This window comes from Limnothrix sp. FACHB-1083 (genome assembly GCF_014696485.1).
GTDB lineage: Bacteria > Cyanobacteriota > Cyanobacteriia > CACIAM-69d > CACIAM-69d > CACIAM-69d.
In genome coordinates this window covers 1-23687 of sequence record NZ_JACJQD010000009.1, presented here as the reverse complement: position 1 = coordinate 23687, position 23687 = coordinate 1, and the positions used below count along the sequence as shown (strand labels likewise).

Here is a 23687-nt window from a genome sequence, read left to right as displayed (position 1 = left end):
ATCCAAATCCTAGGCGATCGCTCGACCGCTCGACCAGAATGGGAGCAACTCCTGCAAACCTGCCTCCTTCGCTCTATCACCAGTGCGGGGATGCATCTTCAGGATGAATCACCATGCTTGCTGTGTTGCAGATTTTTCCTATGGATCAGTCCCTTTTCGGTCTTCGGACTCGCTCGGCCCACCTGGCTCGGCGTTATGGCCAAGCAATGCTGTTGACGGTGGCCCTGGTGGCCGGTGGGTTGGCAATGGGGGCAACGGCCCAACCGGCCGCGGCCGCTGAAGCCAACTGCCGTGTGGTCACCACCAACGGCTCACCCTTGAATATTCGCAGCCGCGCCGACAGTAACGCCTCCATTGTGGGCACGATCGCCAAGGGTCGCACCCTGGACGTGATTGGCGGCCCTCAAAATGGTTGGGTACAGGTTCGCGCCACCGTACCCACCGCCAACGGTTCGCGCACCGTCGAAGGTTGGGTGGCCAGCAGTTTTCTGCGGCCCTGTGCAGTGGTCACGCCGCCTCGCACTTGCCGAATGGTGGCCACGAGCGATCGCCCCTTGAATATTCGCAGCCGGGCCGATGACGACGCGCCCATCTTGGGTACGATCGCCAAGGGTCGCACCCTGGAAGTCACAGGCAGCGCCCGCAATGGCTGGGTTCCTGTGCGGGCCACGGTCATCACGGGCAATGGCTCGCGCACGGTGGAAGGTTGGGCTGCGGCCGCGTTCCTGCGTCCTTGCACCACGGCCCAAAATCCCCAAAATCCGATCAAGCCGGAATTGTGCCGTCGAGTGGTCTATGGCGAAGGCCTGTCGGTTCATGCCAACCCCGACCTAACCAGTCCCCGGCGCGGCGGTGTGGCGGCCGGGAGTGAAGTGCAGTTGTTAAATCGGGAGTCCACCACGGCCGGGGGCGTGGTGTGGATGCAAATTAATCAGCCGGTTCAGGGATGGATTCCTGTGCGATCGCTCAACCGACCGACGGATCAACTGAATGTGCTGAATTGCCTTTAAGCTCCATCCCGGCGATCGGGGAAGTTGGGTCGCAAGGAAGATCGACCGTCTGAGACAATCGGCTAGCGGATGCAACCCATAAACCAGCCCATTGGCCCATCCTGTTCATCACCCTGCTGGATTTGCGCCCCCTTGGGCTGCCCCAATCGCACCAATCATGCCGACTTCCCGCCCGATCGCCCCTGAGATGATGTCAACTGCTGCCGAGCCGCTGGATCTCTTAATTTTGTCCAACGGCCCCGGAGAGGTCACCACTTGGGTGCGACCGGTGGTGCAAGCCTTGCGGCAGCAGTGGGGAGCGGATCGATCGCGCCTGCGAATTTCCGTGGTTTTGGCCCCCTGTCCCAATGCAACGGGTCAGGAAGCGGCCGTGGTGCAATCATTTCCAGAAGTCGATCGGGTGCAAGGGGCTGCGGCCTTTTGGCCCTTTTTACTTTGGGGACGGACGGCGGAAGGGTGGGACTGGCGCGATCGAGGTGTGGTGTTGTTTTTGGGCGGCGATCAGTTCTTTGCCGTGGCGATCGCCCACCGTTTGGGCTATGGCAGCGTGATCTATGCGGAATGGGATTTACGCTGGCTCCGTTGGGTCGATCGCGTGGGGGTGCGGTTGCCCCGGTTGGCCACCCAAGTTCCCCCCTGGGCCACCTCCAAAGTCGCCGTGGTGGGCGATCTGATGCTGGAGGCTGGCCGTTTAACCCATTCACCACAGGGCGATCGGGAACGGCTGGCCCTGCTGCCCGGCTCCAAAAGCGCCAAACTCGCCCAAGGCGTGCCGTTATTGCTGGGTACGGCCGATCGAATTCGAGCCGATCGGCCCCAAGCGGAATTTGTGATTCCCGTAGCCCCCACGATCGACCTATCCACCTTGGCCCGCTATGCCGATCGCGCCCATAATCCTGTAATTGATTGGGTTTCGGGCACAACAGCCCGCTTGGTAATACCCGAAGCGATCGCCCCGGCCGATCCCCGATCGCTCCAGAACTTGCCTTACCTGGAAACCCCGGCGGGCACAAAAATTTGGCTTTGGGAGCGATCGCCCGCCTGGGACTTACTCAGCACCTGTGACCTATGCCTCACCACCGTCGGCGCAAATACGGCCGAACTAGGTGCATTGGCTCGCCCCATGTTGGTGTTGTTGCCCACCCAGCAGTTAGATGCCATGCGGGCCTGGAACGGCATTCCGGGGTTGTTGGCAAATCTGCCGGGTTTGGGCGGCCTCTTTGCCAAGTTGATTAATGGCTTTGCCTTGCGTCGGCTGGGGATGTTGGCTTGGCCAAACCTGTGGGCCGGGGAAGCGATCGTGCCGGAACTGGTGGGGCCGCTCACGCCAACGGTTGTGGCTGACCAAGCGATCGCCCTATTGGCCAACCCCGCTCAGCTCCAGGCCATGGGCGATCGGTTGCGGGCCGTGCGGGGCGAGCCGGGAGCCGCCGAAAAACTCGCCACGTTGGTCACGGAATTGCTACAGCAACCCAAAAGCTAGAGAGCGGTTGGGTTTTGATGTGGTGGAGATTGAGCCTAGTGAAAATTGACCCGATACTCCGATTGACCCGGTGCTTCGATCGGTAATGGATCCATCCTAAAGCGCCGCCTAGGGCAATTCCACCGAGGTGGGCTTGGCAATGTGGGGCAGCCCCCAGCCCAACTTTTCACGCAGAATTCGGAAAAACTCCGGCGGTTGTAACCGAATGAACTGGGCTGAATAGGCCGATCGATTTACCCGCACCCGATCGTCCGGCTGCACGTAACATCCCGCATTCCCATCCACCACCATCACGATCGGATTTTGGGTTGCCGAAAAAATTGTGACCGGCTCCGTTTCGGAAAACACCAACGCCCGAGAGGCCAAGGAGTGAGGACAAATGGGCGCAAGTTGCAACACCGGCACTTCCGGCGCAATCACCGGCCCTCCCGACGATAGGGCATAGGCCGTGGAGCCGGTGGGCGTGGACAAAATAATGCCATCCGCCGCAATATCCACAGGGGAGTGATGCCCGATCGCTACCTCAAAATGGCACATGCTGGTCATGGGTTCCCGGTGCAGCACCATCTCATTCAGGCACAACACCTCCCAAAGGGGGTCATCATCCCGAAAAACCCGCACCTCCAACATGGAGCGGCTTTCCACGGAAAAATTACCCGCCAAGAGCTGCTCGATCGCGGATGGAAGTTGGCTCAGGTAAATTTCCGTCAAAAATCCCATGTGCCCGGTGTTGACCGTCAACAGGGGCACCCCGATCGGAGCCAACTGCCGAAAGGCCGACAGCACCGTCCCATCGCCACCCAAGACGATCGCAAAATCCAGGGATGGATCAAATCCCGGTGGCACCAACTGCTCAAGCGGCGAAGAACAAACAGGATGGTTCAGCCGCGAGCAACCTAAAATTCCACCGGATCCCGTGGTGGAAATTACCCGACAGCCCCGGGCCGACAGTTGTTCGACCAAATCCGCCGCCGTCTTTTCCGCGACGGGTTTGGCATCGTTATAGATAATTCCAACGTTGGGGCAGGCGCTGTCAGACACGGGCAACGACCGAAGGAGTGAGATGGGCGGGGCAAATGAGGTGGATGAGTCAGTCAGGCTAGGATTCTGTCCTGGTGACCGAATCAGGCGAAACTCATCCTATCGCGCCCCAGCCGGATGCCACTGTGATCGCCTTAAAACCGCAAGGTTTTTTTACGCTTACTTTCCTTGGCCGCGATCGACTGTTCATAGTCAATTTGCTTCAATTTCTTCAGAATTCGCCCAAAATATTCTTCTAGGTAGGCTTCCAGGGTGCTAATCTCCGCCGGATCAATGCCAAACGCGCGATAGGTTTCCGCCATCTCCGCCGTCAGCGGTTGCCCCGAAGAAAACACATCCGCAAAGGCCAGGCGATCGGCCACATTCAAGCTCCACTTGAACCAGCGGGCCGCACTGCGCACCAAATTCAACAGACCCGTGGGCGGGCTGGTGATTTTGGCTTGGCGATCGGACAGTTTTTCGCAGAGGGCGATAATTTCCGCCGGAGTCCAGGCCTTGGGCCCCACCACCGGGAAGGCTTGGCGCTCCGTTTCCGTGGCCGTCAGGGCCCGCACCGCAAACTTCGCAATATCTTGGGTGTCCATGTAGGCCACGGGCGATCCCCGATCGGGCACCCACACCGATTGATTTTCCAAAATTGGGATCGCATATTGACCGATTAACCCTTGCAGAAAGCCACAGGGTCGCAGGATTGTGTAATTCATCTCCAATTGCTTCAGGTACTCCTCCGTGCAGCGCTTGACTTCCATCAGCGGCACTTTGGGAAACTGATTCGCATTCAAAATGGAGAGAAAAATGTAGCGATCGACTCCCGATTCCTTAGCCGCTTGAATCAGATTGACCTTGCCGCGCCAATCCACATCGCGCACCCCCAGGGAATCCGTTGCCCGAGCCGTGGCCGCGTCAATCACAGCGGTAATTTCACCACCGGCAAAGGACGGGGCGATCGTCTCCGCATCGCAAATGTCGCCGCCCACCAGCTCTGCTCCCCACTCCCGCAGGAACGAAGCACGGCTGTAACTGCGAACCAGGCACCGCACCGTGTGTCCCTCATCCAGGGCGCGACGCACGATTTGCCTGCCGAGGGTGCCGGTTCCGCCAACGACAAGAATGCTCATGAGGGACTCGTTACTAATCGTTAACTTTTTATAAGATGTTATCAGAAAGCGCTAACAGCACCACAAGGTGGGATCGCAAGATTTGCAATCAACCACCGTCAACCGACCCTAATTCCTAGGATTCCAGCGCTTTGCGCTTCGGGGCCAGTCTCTTCTCATTTTCCACGGAGCTGAGCTGGGCTGGTGTGATCCCGGCTTGCTAGGCTCATCCATCTCCGAAAGCGACACGATATGGTGTGGGAAGGATCTTGAAACCATAGGGATCGCTTCTCGAAGCCTCGCTCAGGGATTGTTTTCTCCTATCGCCTCACACAAGCCAATCATTTTTCGTTCTCTGTTCCCGAAAAACGAAACGCAGTACCCTGGTTGTGATTGGTTTTGATCGCAAGTGAGTAGTACTAGAGAATTAAGAGCACCATAACTCCCGCACGGGGTCTGGGCTTGGCATCGGGCAGTTAATGCAACGTAGTACTGACAAGGATTCTGGGTATGGCTGCCGATCACTCCTGCATAGAGCTATCCACGATAAGTCCCTCAACCCGTTTGGCGATCGACAAGCGATCGCCCGATGGATCAACAACACCGGCTCCCTTGGTGGAGAGTGCCTTGGGCGATCGGGTGCTTTCCACCAACATGGCCCAACGGATGGCGGAGGTGTTTGCCCTGTTGGGTGACCCAAACCGCCTGCGGATTTTGTCAGCCCTGGTTCATCAAGAACTCTGTGTTTGCGACTTGGCCGAAGCCGTTGGCATGAGTGAATCGGCCGTGTCCCATCAGTTGCGGGCCTTGCGCAGCCAGCGCTTGGTGGCTTACCGCAAACAGGGCCGCCATGTCTATTACCGACTCAAAGACAGCCACATCCTGGTGCTCTATCAACAGGTCTTGGAGCATTTACAGGAACCGGATGATTAGCGGCCCTAGCGCAACAGTTGCCGCAGCTCAGCCAGATCGGCCGATCGCCCCAGCCGTTCCTTGTAGGCAATCAGATGATGGAGCGACTGCACCCATAGGGATTGGCCAAAGTAGCGGGTGCGATGGGCGGTTTTGAGATCAGTATTCAGGGGCAAGCGTTTTTGCCCTCGAATGGCGTAGGCGGCTTCGTCAGCGCAAAGATCAACCAACAACCCATTCACATTGAGCCGCAATAATAATAAGAGGTCAAATTCCGCGTCAATGTAGCGATCGGGCGGGGCGATCGCCCAATCTTGAAAGCAGGCATAGGCCCGATCAAAATCAGCGATCGCCACATCAACATCCAAATCATGCAGGGGCCAAGCGGAGCCATAGAGATTTCCCGCCAGGCCCCCCGTCACTTGGTAGCGAATTTGGTGGGTTTCTAGGCGCTGAATCACCCATTGCACCTGAGTCCACTGATCGGGCCCCATGCAAGGGGGATGGGTCGGCAAGGGGGCGGGGGGGCGATCCAAATCTGGACGACGCTCGCGGGTTCGCAAAATTTGTTCTTCGCGCCGCCATTGCTCGATCGCTCCGTGATTTCCAGACATCAAAACCGCAGGCACGGTTAGCCCCCGAAACTCCGGCGGCCGGGTGTAGTGCGGATAATCCAGCAGCGGTTCCTCAAAGCTTTCGGCCTTCAAGGATTCTTCCTTGCCCACCGTGCCCGGCTGAAGACGCAACACCCCATTGAGGAGGGTGAGGGCCGGAATTTCGCCGCAGGTCAGCACAAAATCCCCCAAGGATACTTCCCGATCGACCAGGCTCATCACCCGCTCATCCACCCCTTCGTAATGCCCACAGAGCAACACCAGTTGATCGCAATTGGCAGATAGGGCCTTAAACAGGGATTGGGTCATGGGTTGCCCCTGGGGCGTGAAGTAAATCACTTCCCGACGAGGCAGTTGCGGCAAGGAGTCGAGGGCCGCCGCGATCGGCTCCGGCTTCATCACCATGCCCACACCACCACCGTAGGGTTCATCGTCCACTTTCCGATGTTTGTCCGTGGCGAAGTCCCGGGGATTGGTGACAAAGACTTCGGCAATTTGTTTTTGCAGCGCTTTGCCCACCAAGCCCGATCGCAGGGGGGATTCAAAAAAGTCTGGAAACAGGGTGACAAGGTCAAAGCGCATGGTTGAACAATCTAAAAAAACGCGCTAAAACAACGCAACCGCTGGGGGTTTTGTCGTGGGTCTTGGCCTTGGGGCAATGTCGCCATCCAAACCAATGTCCTGAGCACCCCAATGATTGCGTTGATTGCGTTGTTTAGACTAGCTGTTGAGCAGCCCAGTTTGGCAAGGGGCGGCAATTCGGAAATTGCGGAAGACTCGAATTTTGAAAGAATCTTGACCGAGACTTCGGCCACCGTCCGCCCGCTCACTGGCTTTTACTGACCGGATAAGATTACTTACCGGGTAAGAATTGCCCGATCGCGTCACGAATTTCGTTGGCCATGCCCATGGCTCCGGCCGCATCCAGGCGCACGACGCTGGGGCCGTAGTCTTCTAGCACTTCCAAAACCGAAATTTTGCCATCATCCATGAGCGCCGTGACTAGGGCCCCGCGCAGGGCGTAGAAGTTACCCCGATCGTAGGGGGGGTAAATGACTTCGCTCACCCGCTTCAGCAACCGCTCACCCACGAAACCATAGGACAGTTTCACTGCGTCGGCGGGATCAATGCCCAAAACTTTCAGGTCGATCGAGGTGTTCAGATAGCCCCGCAGGCGATCGCGCGGTACTTTGCCATAGGATTCGATTTGACCCAGCAAACTATTAAAGCTATCGGAAACCGGTTTATCAGCCGCAAAGGCTTGCAGATCCTTCAGGGTGGCACTGACCCCGATCGGTCCATAGCGAATTTGAACCTGATCCGCCGCCTGGGCCATGGGAGCCAGCGACAACAACGCCGCTCCAGCCCCCAGCAGGGCCCAACGCCCGCGACGCAACAGGCAAGAGAGGGATTTTGCCGGGGCAGCACCCAGCGGGCTAGCAGGGGCGATCGCACACCCCGGCCCGGAATCCGACAAGAGAGAACCTACAGACATAACCATCAGCAGTACCGTCCTTGAATGGGGACTCGTGGGATGGGGACTCGTGGTCGAGTGACAGTGCTTTTGCACCATTTCGGCCAACGCTTCAGCATCAGAGACTTCAGGGAGTCGCAACCAGTCTGCATTGATGGTTGATGGCAATCAAGTTTGCAATGGTGTTTGTTTGCAAGTCAGTTTGCGATCAAATTCAATCAGACTGGTTGCTGCCTCGGTGTGGCGGCCCGGGTCAGGGGAAATCGTCAAGAACCGCAGGGGTCTTACATCACCGCCCGACAGGCTGCACCCCGATTCACCGGCAACCCGAGGACTTCCATCATGGCTGCCATGAACCCACTAACGCGCCCTTCATAAGGTTTCAGATCGATTTGGCTCACGTTGATCGATCCCAATTCCGACAGCAACGCCGAAAAGTCCCCAGCCGCCGCCTTTTGCAGCAGTGAACCAAGATTCACTTGGCGCAACAGTTTATCCAGGTCAGAACCCGGGTCGATCGTGCCAAAGGCCTGAATTGCCCCTTGAATCTTGCTGATATCGCTGCTGGTCACCCCGGCTTCTGAGAGCAGTTGGTTCAGCTTGGCCGAATCCATGCTGGTCAGTTCCCGCACGGTCAGACCGCCCACCTTGCTGATAATCGGTTGCACCTTGGTTTTAACGCGGGTATAGATTTTGAGTGCTTCCCCCGCATCCACCGTCATGGTTTTCGGTTCAAGCTGCATCAACACATCCAAGGCCGTGACGGGTGCTGCCGAAGCGCGGGACAACACCTTCTCGATCGCGGCGGTCAGGGGCTGAGCATTGCCCTGGGCGTTGTCGGCATACAGCACCTGGCTAATGGAGCCGATCACCAACTCACCGGGACAGCTCTTCAACACGGACGGAGCCGTGCGAGCCGCCGCGCTGCCCACTTGGAAGGGGCTTTTCAAAATCCGTTGCAAATCAGCCCGGCTCACTTGCTTGGCCACGTTGGGATCGCTCAGCAGTTGCCCAAAGTCGCCGCTGGCTTGCCCCGTTTCCGCAAAGGTTTTCAGCTCTGCCATGGTGATATCCACATCACCCAGGCCCGGTAACCGCAACACTAACTTATCTAGGGCCAGGGCCTGACCGGCGGCCAAGGCAATCGCCAAGCTACTTCCCAGGGCCACGCTGCCGACTCGGCCAATCCAGCGAATGGCACGTTGACCCAACAGGGGAGGTTGCTGAACTGCTTGAGGTTGTTTGATCGATCGAGCCATGATCCACTCCTTCTCCTTTCTCAATCGGGTTGATACCTGTTTCAACCCAAAATTCAACCCAAAATAGGGTCAGGTACTAATGTTCAGGCATTCGTTCAGGCATCTGTATCAGGCTACATCTGACCGCTGATTAGCCCCGCCACCCATGCCCGATTACTATCGGCTGCTTCATGGGGGTCTGTTGTCCAGAATGGCACGGTTTCCAAACCGGCATTTACCTGGGAACCTGTCCAGCAGTGCCATTGGCGCAATTGGCACAGTATCGATCCTAAGCTTTCCTTCACGATTGAACCTTCTTGATTGCCCCAAGTTGAGAAACTATTCCATGGCAACAGCCCTAATTACCGGCGCTTCTAGTGGCATTGGTGCAGCCTTTGCCCAAGCCCTGGCCGCCCGTGGTGTGCGTGTGATTTTGACGGCTCGATCGACCGAAAAACTCCAACCGTTAGCCCAGTCCCTAACTACCCAATTTGGGATCCAGGCGATCGCCCTGCCGCTTGACCTCAGTGAGCCGGGCGCGGCCGACCAGTTGGCCGCCCAAGTCAAAGCCCTTGGTCAGCCGATCGACTGGTTAATTAACAATGCTGGCTTCGGAGACTTTGGGGAATTCGCCACTCGGGACTTGGCCAAGCAGCGGGCCATGTTGAACCTGAACGTGGTGGCCCTGACGGAGCTAACACACCACTTCTTGCAACCCATGCTCGATCGGGGCCAAGGACAAATCATCAACGTTGCCTCCACCGCTGCCTTTCAGCCCATTCCCTACCTCTCGCTCTATGCCGCCACCAAGGCCTTCGTCCTCAGCTTCAGCGAGGGCCTGTGGGTTGAGTGCCAAGGCCGGGGCGTGCGGGTGATGGCCCTTTGTCCGGGCCCCACCGCAACCAACTTTGCTGCGGCGGCCGAATTCCCCGGCAGCCTGAAGATGCCCAACGATATCGCCACTCCCGAAGCCGTTGTTCAAGAGGCACTCCAGGCGATCGCCCAAGGGAAGCCCAATTGCGTTACGGGCGGCTTGGCCAATCAAATTTTGGTGAACGCCGGCCGATTCATGCCCCGCAGCAGCTTAATCCAAGGGATTGGGAAGCTGTTTCGATCCGCTTCCACAGGATCCGAGGCTTAGCATCCCCATGAGCACCCCAGGCAGTCGATCGCGCTTGGGGTGCTCAATTTAACTAGCTCAATTTGATCAATTTACGAGTGATTGAGATCGATCCCATCGATCCCCAAATTGATCCCAATGCACCCCAAATTCATTCCAAATTTGCTGTGAATCAAAACCAGATCACCAGCTCTCGTAGGTATCCCTGGCGGTTTCCCAAGGGGCGATCGCCAGGGCCCAACCTTGCCTCAACCATGACCCCAACGCCTAAAACCGCCATCAAGCCGGTTCGGTAAATACCCCTTCATCATCTCGCCCCCACGAACCACTATAGAAAGCAAGAAATACAGCCAAATTTTCCCAATCGCCTCAGAAGCAGCAATACCCCTATGGCCAAAGTCGTCGGAATTGACCTCGGAACCACCAACTCTTGCGTTGCCGTAATGGAAGGCGGCAAACCCACCGTCATCGCCAACGCCGAAGGTTTCAGAACAACCCCTTCAGTCGTGGCCTACGCAAAAAACGGCGACAAACTCGTTGGTCAAATTGCCAAGCGCCAAGCGGTGATGAACCCCGAGAACACCTTCTACTCGGTCAAGCGCTTCATTGGTCGTCGCTTTGAAGAAATCACCCACGAAGCCACCGAAGTGGCCTACAACGTAGACAACGTTGGTGGAAACGTCCGCATCAACTGCACGGCCAAGGGTGAAAAATACGCTCCGGAACAAATTTCCGCCCAAGTGCTGCGCAAGCTGATCGAAGATGCCAGCAAATATATCGGTGAACCCGTTACCCAAGCGGTCATTACGGTTCCCGCATACTTTAATGACTCCCAACGCCAAGCCACCAAAGACGCAGGCAAAATCGCAGGCGTAGAAGTGCTGCGGATTATCAACGAACCGACCGCTGCATCGTTGGCTTACGGTCTTGATAAAAAAGAAAACGAAACGATTTTGGTTTTCGACTTGGGCGGCGGTACGTTTGACGTATCGGTGCTGGAAGTGGGCGATGGCGTGTTTGAAGTGTTGGCCACCTCGGGGGATACCCACCTGGGCGGCGATGACTTCGACAAGCAGATTGTGGATTTCCTGGCCGACACGTTCCAAGCCAGCGAAGGCATTGACCTGCGCAAGGACAAGCAAGCTCTGCAACGGCTGACGGAAGCCGCCGAAAAGGCCAAGATTGAGCTGTCGAGCGTTACCCAAGCCGAAATTAACCTGCCCTTCATTACGGCAACCCAGGACGGGCCCAAGCACTTGGACTTGACCCTGACCCGGGCCAAGTTTGAAGAGCTGTGCGCTGACCTGATCGATCGCTGCCGGATCCCCGTTGAGAACTCCCTGCGCGATGCCAAGCTAACCAAGACTGACATTGACGAAGTGGTGTTGGTGGGCGGTTCAACCCGGATCCCGGCCATCAAAGACCTGGTGCGTCGCGTTTTGGACAAGGAACCCAACCAAAGCGTCAACCCCGATGAAGTGGTGGCCGTGGGCGCTGCGATTCAAGGCGGCGTGCTGTCCGGTGAAGTTAAGGACATCCTGCTGCTGGATGTGACTCCGCTGTCGTTGGGTGTGGAAACCCTGGGTGGCGTGATGACCAAGATCATCCCTCGCAACACCACGATCCCCACCAAGAAGTCCGAAGTGTTCTCGACGGCGGCCGACGGCCAAACCAATGTGGAAATTCACATTCTGCAAGGGGAGCGGGAGTTCGCCAACGATAACAAGAGCTTGGGAACCTTCCGTTTGGATGGGATTCCGGCTGCGCCCCGGGGTGTGCCTCAAATTGAGGTGACCTTCGACATCGATGCAAACGGCATCCTGAACGTGACCGCCAAGGACAAGGGCACAGGCAAGGAACAGTCGATCAGCATTACGGGTGCTTCGACATTGCCGAAGGACGATGTGGATCGGATGGTGCAGGATGCGGAACGCAACGCCGCCGCCGACAAGGAGCGCCGCGAACAAATCGACCTGAAGAACCAAGGCGACTCGCTGGTTTACCAGGCTGAGAAGCAACTGAAGGAACTGGAAGACAAGATCTCCGACGACCAAAAGGCCACGGCCGAGGCCGCGATCGCCAGCCTGAAGGATGCGTTGCAGAAGGAAGATTACCCGGCCATCAAGACCCAGGTGGAGGCCTTGCAACAGGCGCTGTATACGATCGGGTCGTCGGTGTATCAGCAAGGGGCCCCGGATGCGGCCGCTCCGGATGCACCCACTGGGGATAGTTCGACCGGTGGCGATGGCGATGATGTCATCGATGCGGAGTTCTCGGAAACGAAGTAACTCAAACTCAGGTGCAAAACCTGGCGCTAAAACTCAGGTGAAGCTCAGCCGCTGAAATTCACTTCGTTTTAGGGTTGTTTCAGAGTCATTTCAGGAGCGATCGGGCAGGTTATCCCTACCCGATCGCTTGTCATTTAGGATGAGTGCATTGATTGGGTACGAATCCATACCAGGCACAGCAGCAGTGGCAAGACGGGTGACGAGACTATGGTGGGTTGGCTGATTCTGGATGGACTCTTGGCCCTGTCTGGGTTAGGAATTGGGATCTTTTGGGTGCGATCGTGCCAGTCCTTGGCCGGTGCATCGCGGCTGGAGCCGGTGACGCTCGCGGAGATTCCGGCTCGATCGATCGCGGTGGTGATCCCCGCCTACAACGAAGAAGTGAACATCGTTGATTGCGTGCGATCGGTCTTGGCCAGTGAGCTGCCGGACAATGTGGAATTACAAGTGTGGGTTGCCGATGACCAATCCAACGATCGCACCTTGGCCCTGGCCGCAGCCTTGATGCCCACCGATGCCCGGTTGCGGGTGCTGCGAGTGCCCCCGCGCCCCACGGAGCAATTGTGGTTAGGCAAAAACTGGGCCTGTGCCCAAGTGACAGAGGCGATCGGGGAAACCGTAGACTATCTGCTGTTTATTGATGCCGATGTGCGGTTGGCTCCTGGGGCGATCGGGGCCGCCTTGACCCTGGCCGATCGCCAACAAATCGACTTGCTCAGTTGTGCCCCCCTGTTGGTTTGTGGCTGCCTCTCAGAATGGTTGGTGCAGCCCATTGTGGCCAGCGCCATGGCCATTGCTTTTGACTTCCGCACCTTGAACGATCCCAAATCGCCCACGGCCTTTGCAGCGGGGCCCTTTATGTTCTTTCGGCGATCGAGCTATGCCGCCATCGGTGGCCACGCTGCCGTGGGCCATGAATTAACCGAAGACCTGGCCCTCGCTCGCCAGATTCGCCAAAGTGGGCGATCGCTGCATTTCGCGCTGGGGTTGGGGTTAATGCGCGTGCGGATGTATCAGGACTTTGCGGCCCTGTGGGAAGGTTGGACTAAGCATTGGCACATTGCCAACCAAAACAGCATCCCCAAAACCCTGATCTCAGCAGCGGGGTTATTTGAAGTGTTTGCCATGCCCTGGCTGGGGTTGTTAATCGGGGCGATCGGGCTACTAATTGACGGCCCCTCTCCCCTTGGTTTTGCGTCCTGTGGGCTAGCACTCGCCACCACGATCGCGGTCTGCTGGATGCGCTGGGCGATCGCCCAACAAACTGACCAATCCCTACGCTACTGGTGGCTGATGGGCGTGGGTGGCGTTTTGGTTTTCGCGATTGCGATCGCCTCAATCATCAAAGTCGAAACCGGTTGGGGATGGACTTGGCGCGGCCGCCCGTTAACCCAAAGTTCTTAACTCCTGAATCAAACAAGCAAACCGGAAAGCTAACTGGGGAACGATTTTTGAACCATCAAGCAATTGCGCTTTCCATAGCGACGGTAACGCACCCGCCGCGACAATTGCTCCATAAACATCAATCCTCGCCCCGATTCCTTCTCCAAAGGATTGCGTTTTTCTTGTTTCAGTAAAGCCAACTTTGCATCCCAATCAAAAGGATCACCGTAGTCCCAAATTTGAATATTTAAACAACGTCCGCAACGGCCCACCTCAACCACGATCGGGGTGTGTGGGGGGCGGTGATGGTGCGCATGGCGAGCCGCATTCGTAAATCCTTCCGTCAAAATCAACTGGCACTCCCACAGAAATTGCGGCGGCAGCGATTCAGGAATAGCCCGCTTCAAAATGACATCAAACCACTGCAACAACGAAGGCAGTTCCTGAAGATCCGTTGTGAGGTGCAGGTGCGATTGATGGCTGGTGGGCATCCAGCGGTTATCCGTTTGGTAGTCCCACCAATGGTGCAGACGGGGCCCCAACCCCTGAGTCCACCATTGCTGCCAGCGACGGGGCCGCAAGCAATCTCGCAACCAGGCAAGGCGGCCGCGCAGAGATTTAAAGCGGTTTGATTTGATCGAACCTTGAGGACGCGCGCCCATGTGACTCGCCTAACTACATTGCGCCGCTGCTGCGGGAAAACAGAAGTGCGACGGTTTTGAGAATGAGTTTTAAGTCGTGCTTCAAGCTCCAGTTTTCCTGATATTTCAGGTCTAGGCGAATCACGTCCTCAAATTTTTTCACCGTCGATCGCCCATTAACCTGCCACTCACCGGTCATTCCCGGACGCACATCTAACCGCTGCCATTGGGGAACCTCATAGCGCTCCACCTCATCAGGCGTGGGCGGCCGAGTCCCCACCAAGCTCATATCTCCCCGCAACACATTCCAGAATTGGGGTAGCTCGTCCAGGCTAGTGCGGCGTAAAAAACGACCAATGCGAGTAATGCGGGGATCGTTGTCATTCTTGAAGAACGCACCCTCAGCTTGGTTTTTAACTTCCTTGCGCCGGGCTTCTGCATCAGAAACCATGGAGCGAAATTTCCAAAGCCGAAACCGCTTACCCATCCAACCACAACGGGACTGGCTAAAGAGAATGGGGCCGGGGCTGTCAAGACGAATCGCGATCGCGAGGGGAACAAACAAAACGCCCAAAATGGTCAGCCCCACCAGCGAACCTGCAATATCGAGGGTGCGCTTCACCCACGATCGCACCGAGGGGTGAGTGGCCGGTGGCAACACCTCTTCTGATGCAGCCTTGGCGCTCATGAGGGCGGTGGCCCGTTCGATCGGCAACATCGCATCCAAACCAGTCATGGACAGCACAGCCATCACTGGCGGCTGCACATCCCGCAGCACAAAGCTCACACCCGTCGCATGGGCCAGCTTATAGCTGCTGACCAATGCACCGATACCGCTGCTATCCACAAAAGCGGTGCGGCTGAAGTCCAGAGTGATTTGAACCGGAAGCGATTCCGATTCACAGAGCATTTTGCAGGTGTCCTTAAAATCAACGGCTTCCAGAACAGAGAGGCGCTCAGGGATATGAAGAACCGTTTCAGTGGTTCCAGCCACAGTTGAAACACCAATACTAGTCGGCTGCGAAGTCATAGAACCGTGCGAATCACGCGATGATTAGCAGTTGAACCTGAAACTGAAGACAGTTACGAATATCCTGTTGCACCCCTAGGAGAATGTCTGAGACGTAACTTGGGGTACTGGCAACGCAAAAGCTGCCTTCGGGGCAGGGGGCCTAAGCCCCTTGTCGTCGATCAATGAGACCCACAAGATAGCCGTTTTGGCTTTTCAGACATCCCCTAACCGATGACTCAGACTTTGAGGGCCTAAACACCGATTTTGCCTTTGCGGTCAGAATACCAGTGCGGGTTTGCAATGGTAGCAATTATGCTGTCAGCTACGACGAATTTTAGGATATTCGATCCGCTCATTCATATATAGCTCATCTGTTGGCAGTTACTGGCCATTTGCGCCTGATTCTGATCGATGACGATCGATTTCATTTGAAATTCCTAAATATTTCTATAGTGCTCGATTGATGGCGTAGCTGATAGGGATTCTAGGGGTCGATCGCCCTGAAACCGGCTCCCAAATTTTGAGAAACCAATACCGCAAAGGGAGCCGATCGCTTCAAAATCGGCCCCATTTCCTCAGCTAGCCGGTCTAAAAGCCGCTAATGCCGTCAGCGGGAGCACCCACCAGGTATGCCACCACTCGATTACCCAGCAGCACCTTCGTATCGCAGCCCACAGACTCGAAGGTGACCTGACCAAAATCAAGGCCGGTGATGCGATCGACCCCTCGCTCAAAGTCCAGAATCGTGATGGTTCCGGGGCGATCGCCCAACACGAACGTATCCCGTCCCGCGCCACCGCCCAAGGTATCGTCTCCTTGGCCACCATCTAGCCAATCGTCTCCATCGTTGCCTAACAGCAGATCTTTGCCCCAACCGCCAAAGAGGGTGTCGTTACCATTGCCTCCACCCAAGGTATCGTCACCATTCTGACCAACCAACAAATCATTACCTTCGCCACCCAACAGGCGATCGGCATCCGCTTCGCTACCCAGGAGATCTCGGGTCACTCCCCCATCAAGGTCACCAAACAGGGTGTCATTGCCCGCGCCGCCCACCAACAGGTCTTGGCCCAAATCACCCCACAGAAAATCATCATCTCGGCCGCCCCAAAGGGCATCTTGGCCACTGCCCCCAAAGATGCGATCGCGCCCGGGGCCCCCTTGCACCACGTCATCCCCCGCGTTGCCGTTGAGCTGGTCGTTGCCCGCATCACCGTAGAGGTTATCGTTGCCACCTAGCCCAAAGATGCGATCGGCTCCCTCGCCACCCCGAATTTCTTCGCTGCGTCCCGATCCGGTAATGAAATCGCTGGAGTTGCGGCCCAACGTGGCCGGCTGGGCGATCGAGTTCTGCCGAAACTGCACTCCGGGTAAATCCGGCAGCGGCAGCGGCGCGGGCTGCGTTGCTAGGTTACAAACGGGAGCACGCGAACTGCCGATCGGCGTAACCGTCGAGATATTCGGGAACGTGACTCCTGACCCCGAGTTCGATCCGCCATTAATCACAATGCCCCGCGACGCATCGATCACAACTCCCGGGCCACTGGTGGTTGGTGTGCTGCTTCCACCGGTTGGTGTGCCGCCTCCCGATGTGCCTCCAGAAGTGCCGCCTCCCGACGTGCCGCCTCCAGAGGAACCACCCCCACCAGTCGTATCGTTATCGGTGTTGGTTGCTGTAATTTCAAACGGTGACAGTGACGTGTACTTAGAGTCGCCAGTTGTCACTGAGCCGGTGATTTTGTAAGCAACCGTACCATCAACAATGGAGTCGTCAACACCTGTAACCGTAATAGGTTGCGCTGTGTTCCAGTTGGTATTGTTGAACTCAACTGAAGCAGGCGAGACAGTTCCTTCAGCCGTGTTGGAGCTAACCAGACTAATTTTCACTGGGCTGGTTGGCTGAGAGGTCAACTTTAGATCAAATTTTGCTGTACCACCCGACTCTGTAGTGACTAATCCTGATGCTGGTGTCCGCTCAATTCCAGCAACATCATCATCAGTATTGGTCAAGCTCACCGATGCAGTTAGCGCATCATATTTTCCATCCGGAGAGCTTGACTTCAGGTCGATTTTATAGGGCTGATCTCCGTCGTCCACATCATCATTAACACCAGTTACTGTAACTGACTGAGTACTGTTCCAGTTATCTTTAGTGAAGGTGAGAGGAGTTACGGAAACCGTTCCTTCAGCAGTATTGGAACTGGTCAAGCTAATTTTTACATCATCTGTGGGCTGAGATTTAAGCTTTACGTCAAAGGATGTCGTTTTACTGCCACTTTCTGCCGTTGTGAGTCCAGTGGTCGGCGTAACCAGTAATCCTGGCGTTAGTAAATCATCATCTTTGATAGTAATGGTTTGGGATACGATGCTAGACAGGGATAGTCCAGGCGATGGATTTTTCAGAGTGAGGGTGATGGTCTCATCATTACTATCGGCATCTGAGAATGTTGAAATCTGGGGTTCTGCTGGATTAAGAACAAGAACGCCTTTTGTTTCACCGGCTGGAATAATGATCTTTAATGAGTTTGGAGCCGGATCACCATCATGAATTTCATAGTCTGCAATTGAGGCATTTGATTTTGAGTCATTGAGTCTTGTTGCATTTCCTCCCAACTCAATTTCAATGGTTTGATCACTCGCAACTGGTGAAGTTGTAGTGACTTGAATGACTGCATTATTTAAAGGCTCTTCCTCATCAATTGTGAAGGATGTTGCGTTCGATGACAGAGTTGTCAAGGATGCCAGATCAAATGACAGGCTGACGGGGATTTGCGTAATTGATGTTTGCCAGTTGTTGGGATTCCCAACGTATGACAACCAAGCACTTTTGTCGGCTTTGGGAGTCCATGCCTTGAGTTGCCCAGAATTATTAGAAGGAGTTGATGACGACAGTTTGACAGCCGTTGAGCTTTCCGTTAAGCCACTAGCAAGCAGGCTAGTAGCTGTGGTAGTGGCGTTCTCAAATGCGCCCGTATTGTCAACTTGAAAGACCGGCGTAAACCCTGAGAATAAAGGGTTAGCTGCGTTTGTCGATTGAAAAGCTATGATTTGGTCCCCAGCTGAGTTAAGGGAAAGGGAACCATATTGGTTGTTGGAACCAACCGGTTCCGAGGTGTTGATCTGGCCAGAGCTGTCCCAAGACCACAAAGCAGACAAGGGTTCTGTTGTTGATATGTAGGTGTTGGCTGGGATCTTGGTCGTAGCAGTAAATTTAATGAGCTGTTCGCCACCGTTGTAATCGGTGGAGCTAGCATTCCTAAAACCTTCACTGGTGGGAGTGGAAATCCATCCATTATTGGTGAAGTAGATTACCGTCCCCGCATCTAACTCAACAAGATTAGTGAAGGTGAAAGCAGCAGGAGTTCTTACATAGCGGATGATCGCGATGTCGCCGGGGGTCAGGGTGGTAGGCATGATGCTTCCTCGTGACGATCGAAGAAATTAAGAAAAGGACGTAGACAATCAATTAACCCTGCCGCAGCTGATTAACCGAGCGACAAAGGCGGCGACCAAAGACCGGATTTGACGATCGCGCGGCTTGGTCTGACGCAAATCGGAAAATCGGGGCTTTGGGGTGAGATTTACGAAAACTTTAAAAGAAACCTTAAGATGCAGCCCCAATTTAACTATACCCAAGCGGATGAGCGAAATTTCCACTGAGGGAGCCAGAGATCATCAGCCGGCCTTGTGTGGGTAAGGGTCTGGGCCCAAAAACCAGAAATTTGTAGCGATCGCGACAGCAAGCGGATCAGCCCCATTAACCTTTTCTTTACCCAAGCGGTTTATGCTAGCCGCCGTTTGCCCCTGTCATTATTCACCACACACCAACGGGCGGCGCAATCGGCAGTTTTAGCCGCCGCGAGGCAGTTTCCTCGTCAAGCAACCCACTCGACTTCAGCTCATCGCCGATTTCAAATCAGGTTTCAGATTTCAGACCTCAGACTCGATCGGTTGATTGACTTCACCCCTTACGGAAGCTCTATGAATTACTCACTCCTGCGTCGAATGACCCGTCACGCGGCTGCTGGCTCGATCGCAGCCCTGGCCCTCTCCCTAGCCGCCTGCGGTGGCGCACCCCAAGCAGGCAACAGCCCCGCCGCTGGCGAAAGCCCCGCTGCCGGTGCTAGCCCCGCCGCTGCGGAAGCAACAGCCACCGTTAAGGTTGATGGCTCCAGCACCGTGTTTCCGATTTCGGAAGCCATGGCTGAAGAGTTCATGAAAGTCAACACCAGCACCAAGGTGATTGTGGGATCGTCGGGAACCGGTGGCGGTTTCAAGAAGTTCTGCGCCGGGGAAACCGATATTTCCAACGCTTCGCGACCCATCAAAACAGAAGAAATTGAACTCTGTAAGAAGGGCAACGTGGAATATGTGGAGCTGCCCATCTCCTTTGATGGTCTCTCGGTGGTGGTGAACCCCAAAAACGACTTCGCCACCTGCTTGAGCGTTGATCAGCTCAAGAAGATGTGGGAACCGGCCGCCGAAGGCAAGGTGAAGAGCTGGAAGGATGTGGATCCGAAATTCCCCGACAAGCCGATGACCCTCTACGGCCCCGGTACGGATTCGGGAACCTATGACTACTTCACCAAGGCCATTACCGGCGAGGAAGGTAAGAGCCGTGGGGACTACACGCCGAGCGAAGACGACAATGTGATTGTGCAGGGCGTGTCGGGTGATGAAGGCTCCTTGGGCTTCTTTGGCTATGCCTATTACGAAGCAAACAAGGATAAGCTGAAGCTGGTGGAAATCAAGGGTAAGAGCGGCAAGTGCGTTGCTCCGAGCGCTGCTTCGATCGCTGATGGTTCCTATAACCCCCTGTCGCGTCCGGAATTCATTTACGTCCGCAAGGATGCCCTCAGCCGTCCTGAGGTGAAGGCCTTTGTGGCATTCCAGATTGATGCGGCTAACAAGCAAATCATTGCGGATACGGGCTATCTGCCGCTGCCCGATGAGGTGCTGACGCTGGCGAAGGAGCGCCTGGAGAAGGGAGTGACCGGTTCTGTGTTCGGTGGCAAGGCTCCGGCTGGGGCTAAGCTGTCGGATCTGCTGGCGGCTGAAAAGGCTGGCGGTGCCGAGAAGAAGTAAACGGGTTCAGCCTGGTGCTGAGGGGCGATCGCCTGGGTCTTTAAAATCCTCACAGGGGCTTTAGATGGCAGGGCTGATCATCCCTTGGCTTGTGGCAGATTCTTGAACAGGAGCGTTTGGGGCCGAGCATCCAGCATGGACAATGCTTCGGTCACCTTGCTCCGTGGTCAAGGCGATGCGACAGGTGCTGAGTGGTTGATCAGCCGATTGCCGGTTTGCAGTTAAATCTAGAGAAAATCGAAAAGGTTTTGGCGGGTTCCCGCACCCCTTCCCTATGGAGAGTTCCCTGCGCGATCGCGCACTTTGGCAGCCCAATCGTCAAGCGAGTCACCGTACAGAGTTGATCGTTCGACTGATTTTGGGTCTTTTTTCATTTGTATCGGTCGCCACAACGATCGGGATTGTTTTCACCCTGATCTTTGAGACGATCGATTTCTTCAGAATCATTCCCGTTTGGCGATTTTTCACAGAAACCCGCTGGACTCCGCTCTTTGCCAGCGCCCAATTCGGGATCATTGTCCTGATCAGCGCCACGGTGCTCACCACGGGAATCGCCATTTTGGTGGCGTTGCCCTTGGGTCTGCTGTCGGCCGTTTGCCTGAGTGAATATGCCAGCCCCAAGGTGCGACAGGTGCTGAAGCCGGCCCTGGAGGTGTTGGCGGGTGTGCCCACGGTGGTCTATGGCTACTTTGCTTTGCTGTTCGTCACGCCGCTGCTTCAGAAAATCATCCCCGGACTGCAAGGGTTTAATGCCCTGAGTGCGGGGATTGTGTTGGGTGTGGCGATCACGCCGCTGATTGCCTCCCTGAGTGAAGATGCGATCTATGCCGTGCCTCGCAGTTTGCGAGATGGTTCCTATGCTCTGGGGGCCACGAAGCGCGAAACCATCATTTCAGTCGTGTTGCCAGCGGCCCTGTCGGGGATTGTGGCTTCGGTGATTTTGGCAGTGTCGCGGGCGATCGGGGAAACCATGATCGTGGCGATTGCAGCGGGTCAGAATGCCACCTTGGGTCTGAATCCTTTTGTTTCCGCCATGACCATGACGGCCTACATCGTGCAGGTCAGCCTTGGGGATACGCCGGCCGGGTCGATCGCCTACCGAACCCTGTTCGCAGTGGGTACCACCCTGTTTGTGATGACCCTGGTGTTGAACGTGTTCAGCTTTTGGTTTGTGCGTCGCTTCCAGGAAAAATACGACTAATGGCTATTTCAAACGAATCCCAAGGGCGATCGCGCGCGTTGCTCTTCAACCCTCGTCTGGATCAGCGCTACGTCAAGGACAATATCTTTGCTGGAGCCACCTGGGTGGCCACCGGGTTCGCCATCCTGGTTTTGGTGGTGCTGCTGGTGGATACCTTCATTGATGGAATGCCCCGCATTAGCTGGCAATTCATCACGAGCCTGCCCTCGCGCAAGCCGGAATTGGCCGGGGTGGGCGCGGCGTTGGGCGGTTCCATTTGGCTGCTGGTGCTGACGGCGCTGATTGCTTTCCCGATCGGGGTGGGTGCGGGCCTGTACCTGGAAGAGTTCTCGCTCGAATCCTGGTGGTCTCGCCTGATTGAGATCAACATCTCCAACCTGGCTGGCGTACCCTCGATCATTTATGGTTTGCTGGGATTGCAGGTGTTTGCCCGCTGGCTGCAACCCATCACTGGCGGCCGCAGCGTTCTGACCGGGGCCCTAACCCTCTCATTGCTGATTTTGCCGGTGATCATCGTGGCCACCCGCGAAGCCCTGCGCACCGTCCCCGACGGTCTGCGTCAGGCAGGCTTTGCGCTGGGGGCAACCCGTTGGGAGGTGGTTTCGGCCCATGTGTTGCCGCTGGCCCTGCCGGGGATTTTGACGGGAACCATTTTGGCCCTGTCCCGGGCGATCGGGGAAACCGCCGCGCTGATCACCATTGGAGCCTTAACCTTCGTTCCCTTCATCCCCAACAATCCCCAAAGCCCCTTCACGGCGCTGCCGATCCAAATCTACAACTGGGTCTCCCGACCTCAGCAAGGTTTCCACATCAACGCCGCCGCCGGGATTGTCGTTTTGATGATTGTTCTGCTGGCCATGAATGGCACGGCAATTTTGTTGCGCAACCGGTTCCAGAAAACTCTTAACTAGTTCTTAGGATTCCTAGAATTCCTGGTTTTTTGGGAATTCTGGTGACCGGCACGTTTTATAGTTCTGCAAACGTTCTGCGGTTGATCGATCGGATTAGGACTCATAGCCTGCTCATGGCCCGTAATCACCGGATCTTGACGATGGGGTTGAGATCGACCGCGCTGGATGCTGATGTTTCGACCTTCTCCCTTGCTTCTTCACTTTTCAGTTCAGGTTTGACTGGTATGCAATCTTCTGTCACGTCCAATGCGGTGTTATCTGCCCGATCGGTCTCGGTCTACTACGGTTCCAGCATCGCGGTGCGCGACGCATCACTAGACATCCCACGGGGCGAAATTGTGGCCTTCATTGGCCCCTCCGGTTGTGGCAAGAGCACGATTTTGCGTTGCTTTAACCGGATGAATGACCTGGTTCCCAGCGCCCGTGTTGAGGGACAAATTACCTACAACGAAGAAGACCTCTACGGCCCCAAGGTCGATGCCGTTTCCATCCGTAGCCGCATTGGGATGGTGTTCCAGCGCCCGAATCCCTTCCCCAAATCCATTTACGAAAACATTGCCTTTGGGGCCCGCATCAATGGCTATCGCGGCAACATGGATGAGCTAGTTGAAAGCTCTCTGCGGCGGGCTGCCCTTTGGGATGAGGTGAAAGACAAGCTGCGCGACAGTGGCTTGGCCCTCTCTGGTGGACAACAACAGCGCCTTTGCATTGCCCGCGCGGTGGCCATTCAACCGGAAGTGATCCTGATGGATGAGCCTTGCTCGGCCTTGGATCCGATTTCCACCCTCCGCATTGAGGAATTGATTAAGGAACTGAGTGGTGACTACACGATCGTGATCGTGACCCACAACATGCAACAGGCTTCGCGGGTGAGCGATCGCACGGCCTTTTTCAACGCCCAAGCCACCGACTCGGGCAACAAGGTTGGCTATTTGGTGGAGTACGATCGCACGGAACGTATTTTCCACGATCCCGTGGAAGAAGCCACTCGCGATTATGTAACCGGTCGATTCGGCTAAAACTTCGGCCCCAACCAGAACCCTAAACGAAACGTCAGTTCGGGATAAGGGGAGCGGAAGAAAGACGGGGCTGGTTAAGCTGAGGCATTAACAAAAAAGCCCTCAACCCAACCCCGTCATGCTCAGTCTAGAAGCTCTGTTCTGCAAAATCGACGATT

General features: G+C 55.9%; 17 protein-coding genes and 1 pseudogene. 10 read left to right on the top strand and 8 right to left on the bottom strand.

What is annotated here, in order from left to right; all coding sequences use genetic code 11:
* The first annotated feature begins 113 nt into the window (after positions 1-113).
* Entirely contained in the window at positions 114-1010 is an 897-nt protein-coding gene (locus H6F46_RS12505) for an SH3 domain-containing protein (protein WP_190405006.1), read from the top strand.
* Positions 1011-1167: 157 nt separating this feature from the next.
* On the top strand, positions 1168-2493 hold the full coding sequence (locus H6F46_RS12500) for a lipid-A-disaccharide synthase (protein ID WP_242027935.1): 1326 nt from the start codon (positions 1168-1170) through the stop codon (positions 2491-2493).
* A 108-nt stretch (positions 2494-2601) separates the two neighbouring features.
* Here the strand turns inward: H6F46_RS12500 and H6F46_RS12495 are convergent, their stop codons facing one another.
* Together H6F46_RS12495 and H6F46_RS12490 are read right to left on the bottom strand one after the other, a co-directional pair.
* On the bottom strand, positions 2602-3534 hold the full coding sequence (locus H6F46_RS12495; RefSeq protein WP_099532014.1) for an NAD(+) kinase: 933 nt from the start codon (positions 3532-3534) through the stop codon (positions 2602-2604).
* Between the two features lie 134 nt (positions 3535-3668).
* A complete protein-coding gene (locus H6F46_RS12490) occupies positions 3669-4652 on the bottom strand; it encodes an NAD(P)H-binding protein (protein WP_099531967.1) in 984 nt (327 codons plus the stop codon).
* Between the two features lie 489 nt (positions 4653-5141).
* Here H6F46_RS12490 and H6F46_RS12485 point away from each other — a divergent pair, with 489 nt between their 5' ends.
* Positions 5142-5564 (top strand): helix-turn-helix transcriptional regulator, encoded by a 423-nt coding sequence (locus tag H6F46_RS12485; protein WP_190355043.1) that lies wholly within the window; start codon positions 5142-5144, stop codon positions 5562-5564.
* A gap of 512 nt (positions 5565-6076) precedes the next feature.
* On the opposite strand, the pseudogene trmD reads toward H6F46_RS12485, so the two are convergent.
* The 3 genes and pseudogenes from trmD to H6F46_RS12470 all read right to left on the bottom strand — a co-directional run.
* Positions 6077-6739 (bottom strand): annotated as a pseudogene (gene trmD, locus H6F46_RS19360) (tRNA (guanosine(37)-N1)-methyltransferase TrmD); the annotation flags it as partial.
* Between the two features lie 271 nt (positions 6740-7010).
* Positions 7011-7658, bottom strand: coding sequence for an alpha/beta hydrolase (locus tag H6F46_RS12475; RefSeq protein ID WP_099531970.1), 648 nt, complete (start codon positions 7656-7658; stop codon positions 7011-7013).
* Positions 7659-7915: 257 nt separating this feature from the next.
* Positions 7916-8890 carry an alpha/beta hydrolase gene (locus tag H6F46_RS12470; RefSeq protein ID WP_190355041.1) on the bottom strand — a complete coding sequence of 325 codons (975 nt, stop codon included), beginning with the start codon at positions 8888-8890 and terminating at the stop codon, positions 7916-7918.
* Positions 8891-9215: 325 nt separating this feature from the next.
* On the opposite strand from H6F46_RS12470, the gene H6F46_RS12465 reads away from it, so the two are divergent.
* The 3 genes from H6F46_RS12465 (at position 9216) to H6F46_RS12455 (ending at position 13681) form a co-directional block, all read left to right on the top strand.
* Positions 9216-10010 carry an SDR family oxidoreductase gene (locus H6F46_RS12465; protein ID WP_190355040.1) on the top strand — a complete coding sequence of 265 codons (795 nt, stop codon included), beginning with the start codon at positions 9216-9218 and terminating at the stop codon, positions 10008-10010.
* A 368-nt stretch (positions 10011-10378) separates the two neighbouring features.
* Positions 10379-12277, top strand: a complete 1899-nt coding sequence (gene dnaK, locus H6F46_RS12460) for a molecular chaperone DnaK (protein ID WP_099531974.1) — start codon at positions 10379-10381, stop codon at positions 12275-12277.
* 207 nt (positions 12278-12484) lie between these two features.
* Complete coding sequence (locus H6F46_RS12455; RefSeq protein WP_190355039.1) at positions 12485-13681, top strand: glycosyltransferase family 2 protein; 1197 nt, start codon at positions 12485-12487, stop codon at positions 13679-13681.
* Positions 13682-13710: 29 nt separating this feature from the next.
* Here H6F46_RS12455 and H6F46_RS12450 read toward each other — a convergent pair whose 3' ends face one another.
* From H6F46_RS12450 to H6F46_RS12440, 3 genes are all read right to left on the bottom strand, one after another.
* Positions 13711-14322: an ATP-binding protein gene (locus tag H6F46_RS12450; protein WP_190355038.1), complete on the bottom strand. Its 612-nt coding sequence runs from the start codon at positions 14320-14322 to the stop codon at positions 13711-13713.
* A 13-nt stretch (positions 14323-14335) separates the two neighbouring features.
* Entirely contained in the window at positions 14336-15331 is a 996-nt protein-coding gene (locus H6F46_RS12445) for a sugar transferase (RefSeq protein ID WP_190355037.1), read from the bottom strand.
* Positions 15332-15901: 570 nt separating this feature from the next.
* Positions 15902-18727, bottom strand: coding sequence for a calcium-binding protein (locus H6F46_RS12440; RefSeq protein ID WP_190355036.1), 2826 nt, complete (start codon positions 18725-18727; stop codon positions 15902-15904).
* A gap of 567 nt (positions 18728-19294) precedes the next feature.
* Here H6F46_RS12440 and H6F46_RS12435 point away from each other — a divergent pair.
* From H6F46_RS12435 to pstB, 4 genes are all read left to right on the top strand, one after another.
* Complete coding sequence (locus tag H6F46_RS12435) at positions 19295-20398, top strand: PstS family phosphate ABC transporter substrate-binding protein (protein WP_242027934.1); 1104 nt, start codon at positions 19295-19297, stop codon at positions 20396-20398.
* 274 nt (positions 20399-20672) lie between these two features.
* The gene (gene pstC, locus H6F46_RS12430; RefSeq protein WP_099531982.1) at positions 20673-21599 is read left to right on the top strand and encodes a phosphate ABC transporter permease subunit PstC; all 927 of its coding nucleotides are present in this window, start codon (positions 20673-20675) and stop codon (positions 21597-21599) included.
* On the top strand, positions 21599-22510 hold the full coding sequence (pstA, locus tag H6F46_RS12425; RefSeq protein ID WP_099531983.1) for a phosphate ABC transporter permease PstA: 912 nt from the start codon (positions 21599-21601) through the stop codon (positions 22508-22510). The genes pstC and pstA overlap by 1 nt, the downstream gene beginning before the upstream one ends.
* 224 nt (positions 22511-22734) lie before the next feature.
* Positions 22735-23529: a phosphate ABC transporter ATP-binding protein PstB gene (pstB, locus tag H6F46_RS12420; RefSeq protein WP_190355035.1), complete on the top strand. Its 795-nt coding sequence runs from the start codon at positions 22735-22737 to the stop codon at positions 23527-23529.
* Positions 23530-23687: the final 158 nt, after the last annotated feature.

Coding starts and splice junctions, on each gene's coding strand:
- H6F46_RS12505 (WP_190405006.1), top strand. CDS start 114: ATGCTTGCTGTGTTGCAGATTTTTCCTATGGATCAGTCCCTTTTCGGT.
- H6F46_RS12500 (WP_242027935.1), top strand. CDS start 1,168: ATGCCGACTTCCCGCCCGATCGCCCCTGAGATGATGTCAACTGCTGCC.
- H6F46_RS12490 (WP_099531967.1), bottom strand. CDS start 4,652: ATGAGCATTCTTGTCGTTGGCGGAACCGGCACCCTCGGCAGGCAAATC.
- H6F46_RS12485 (WP_190355043.1), top strand. CDS start 5,142: ATGGCTGCCGATCACTCCTGCATAGAGCTATCCACGATAAGTCCCTCA.
- H6F46_RS12475 (WP_099531970.1), bottom strand. CDS start 7,658: ATGGTTATGTCTGTAGGTTCTCTCTTGTCGGATTCCGGGCCGGGGTGT.
- H6F46_RS12470 (WP_190355041.1), bottom strand. CDS start 8,890: ATGGCTCGATCGATCAAACAACCTCAAGCAGTTCAGCAACCTCCCCTG.
- H6F46_RS12465 (WP_190355040.1), top strand. CDS start 9,216: ATGGCAACAGCCCTAATTACCGGCGCTTCTAGTGGCATTGGTGCAGCC.
- dnaK (WP_099531974.1), top strand. CDS start 10,379: ATGGCCAAAGTCGTCGGAATTGACCTCGGAACCACCAACTCTTGCGTT.
- H6F46_RS12455 (WP_190355039.1), top strand. CDS start 12,485: ATGGTGGGTTGGCTGATTCTGGATGGACTCTTGGCCCTGTCTGGGTTA.
- H6F46_RS12450 (WP_190355038.1), bottom strand. CDS start 14,322: ATGGGCGCGCGTCCTCAAGGTTCGATCAAATCAAACCGCTTTAAATCT.
- H6F46_RS12445 (WP_190355037.1), bottom strand. CDS start 15,331: ATGACTTCGCAGCCGACTAGTATTGGTGTTTCAACTGTGGCTGGAACC.
- H6F46_RS12440 (WP_190355036.1), bottom strand. CDS start 18,727: ATGCCTACCACCCTGACCCCCGGCGACATCGCGATCATCCGCTATGTA.
- H6F46_RS12435 (WP_242027934.1), top strand. CDS start 19,295: ATGAATTACTCACTCCTGCGTCGAATGACCCGTCACGCGGCTGCTGGC.
- pstC (WP_099531982.1), top strand. CDS start 20,673: ATGGAGAGTTCCCTGCGCGATCGCGCACTTTGGCAGCCCAATCGTCAA.
- pstA (WP_099531983.1), top strand. CDS start 21,599: ATGGCTATTTCAAACGAATCCCAAGGGCGATCGCGCGCGTTGCTCTTC.
- pstB (WP_190355035.1), top strand. CDS start 22,735: ATGCAATCTTCTGTCACGTCCAATGCGGTGTTATCTGCCCGATCGGTC.